Annotated in this window: 3 protein-coding genes; 1 reads left to right on the top strand and 2 read right to left on the bottom strand. The window is 46.3% G+C overall.

Features of this window, described 5'->3' with window-relative positions; all coding sequences use genetic code 11:
- Positions 1–267 precede the first annotated feature (267 nt).
- On the top strand, positions 268–1,374 hold the full coding sequence (locus Q338_RS12335) for a pseudouridine synthase (RefSeq protein ID WP_034295993.1): 1,107 nt from the start codon (positions 268–270) through the stop codon (positions 1,372–1,374).
- 18 nt (positions 1,375–1,392) lie between these two features.
- Here Q338_RS12335 and Q338_RS15400 read toward each other — a convergent pair whose 3' ends face one another.
- The gene (locus tag Q338_RS15400) at positions 1,393–1,515 is read right to left on the bottom strand and encodes a hypothetical protein (protein ID WP_281268604.1); all 123 of its coding nucleotides are present in this window, start codon (positions 1,513–1,515) and stop codon (positions 1,393–1,395) included.
- An 8-nt stretch (positions 1,516–1,523) separates the two neighbouring features.
- Positions 1,524–2,165 carry a LysE family translocator gene (locus Q338_RS12330; RefSeq protein ID WP_034295991.1) on the bottom strand — a complete coding sequence of 214 codons (642 nt, stop codon included), beginning with the start codon at positions 2,163–2,165 and terminating at the stop codon, positions 1,524–1,526.
- Between the last annotated feature and the right edge of the window lie 190 nt (positions 2,166–2,355).

Here is a 2,355-nt window from a genome sequence, read left to right as displayed (position 1 = left end):
ATACCGCGTAGGTCGGATACTTGTATCCGACAAAACTTGTGGTTTCGTCTGAAAATGTCGGATACAAGTATCCGACCTACGAAGAACTTGGCAAGCCTGGGGCTAGGGTGGGGGTAAATTTGTGGAAATAAATCAATATTTTTGTAAATCAACGAGCCACCCCCACCCTAACCCTCCCGCAAGCGGGAGAGGGGACAGGTTTCAGGCAATCCAAAGATTTTTGTCGTGTACTAAAAGGCAGCCTGAAAGATTACGGAGCAAATTCACATGAGCAAAAATCAACAACCCAAATCCAAACGCGAATTCCGCGATGGCGTGAGCCAAAAACCGAAAACCGCACCCAAGTCTAATAAATTAAACAAAAAACCCGTTTCAGGCAGCCCCAAACGTGCGCCACAACGCGAACATGAAACCGTAGAAAGCAAAAAACCACGCTCTCAACGCGGCGCGGCGCGTTTTGAAAAACCCATTTCCGAACCCAAAGAATACACCCAAGCCCCCAAACAACGCGCAAGCAAAGCGAAAAAATTGGTGGTGCGCGCCCCAAATCAGAAAATCCAAGAGCGCGTGGCGGATTTGAAAGACCGCCGCACCGATTTATCACGCATTGAGCCTGAACGCTTGCAAAAAGTGTTGTCGGCGAGCGGTGTCGGTTCACGCCGCGAAATGGAAGAGTGGATTAACAATGGCTGGGTGCAGGTGAATGGTAAAGTGGCGACTTTGGGCGAAAAAGTGTCGCCCGATGACCAAGTTACCGTAAAAGGCAACCAAATTAAATTGAAATGGGCTGACCGTTTGCCGCGCATTATTTTGTATTATAAACAAGAAGGTGAGATTGTTTCGCGTGATGACCCACAGGGACGCGTAAGCATTTTTGACCGTTTGCCGCAGGCGGCGAGTAGCCGTTGGGTGGCGATTGGGCGGCTGGATATTAATACGAGCGGTTTGTTGATTTTGACGACTTCAGGCGAATTGGTGCAGCGTTTTGCTCACCCCAGCTTTGAAGTGGAACGTGAATACGCGGTGCGCGTGTTGGGTTCCTTGTCGCCCGAGCAAATGAAAATGCTGACAGAAGAAGGCGTTATGCTGGAAGACGGCTTGGCAAAAGTAGAACGTATTTATGAACAAGGCGGCGAAGGGGTAAACAAATGGTACAACGTCATCATCAAAGAAGGGCGTAACCGTGAAGTGCGCCGCATTTTTGAAAGTCAAGGTTTGACGGTGAGTCGTTTGGTGCGTGTGGGTTTTGGCCCGATTGGTTTGCCGAATCGTTTGAAACGCGGTCAGTTTTATGAATTAAATCCTGCGGAAGTGGCGAATATTGTGAAATGGGCGGATATGCTGTTACCAGGTGAACGCCGCCGCCGTTCATAAAATTATTTAGTTAAACAATCATATAAATAAACAGGCAGCCTGAAAACCGATTTGGCGTTTCAGGCTGCCTGTTTTTGGGTTTAAAATGCAGGGCGTATTATGCACCGATAAGTAGTTATAATTATTGGAATAATTTTGCATGTGTGTATTCAGGCAGCCTGAAACGCCACCCAAATATCCCACAACAAACCCACCGCCAACAAAATAAAAATCGCCCCACACAAACGATTCAGCCACATCAAGCGTTTGCCCACATTCAGCCACGCAGACAAGGCTTTGCCGCTCACCGTGTAAATCAGTTGCCAAAAAGTTTCAATGGCAAAAAAAGACAGCGTTAAAATCACATATTGCGGCATAAGCGGTGCAGACGGCTGCAAAAATTTGGGAAACAAAGCGGCAAAAAACAAAATCGCTTTCGGATTAGACAAAGAAACCATCACACCCGTGCGAAACAGGGCGAGCGGCGTGGGGATAACTTTTACTACATCGCCGCTACTCATTTCGCTGGCGGCATTGCGCCAAATATTCACGCCCAAATAGGCTAAATACAGCGAAGCGGCGATTTTCATGATTTCAAACGCGACAGGGGCAGATTGGCTCAACCAGCCGACAAATGCCAATGAAATGGTCAATAAAATCAATAAGCCCAAACTCAAACCCAGCAAAGTATAAAGCGTTTTTTTGAAACCATAATTCAGCCCAAATTGAAACGCCAACAGCATATTAGACCCAGGGGTGGCAGAAATAAAAAAAGTGCTGCTGATAAACAGTAGCCAAGTTTGCAAAGTCATGATTTAAATAATAAAATAATGGAATAAAAATATTCAGGCAGCCTGAAAACGAAAAACCGCAATTATAACGCGAATAATTGCCCAACTGAATTATGGTGAATTCAATTTAAACCAGTACCGCGTTGCCAGCTCCCTTATGTACTAGGTGTACACGGCGGTCGCTGTCGCCTTGTCCTGATTTAAATTGAAT

Origin of the sequence: Alysiella crassa DSM 2578, assembly GCF_000745955.1 — a bacterium.
Classification (GTDB): domain Bacteria; phylum Pseudomonadota; class Gammaproteobacteria; order Burkholderiales; family Neisseriaceae; genus Simonsiella; species Simonsiella crassa.
Note: the sequence above shows the minus strand (reverse complement) of the source record. Positions and strands in the feature narration are given on the sequence as shown.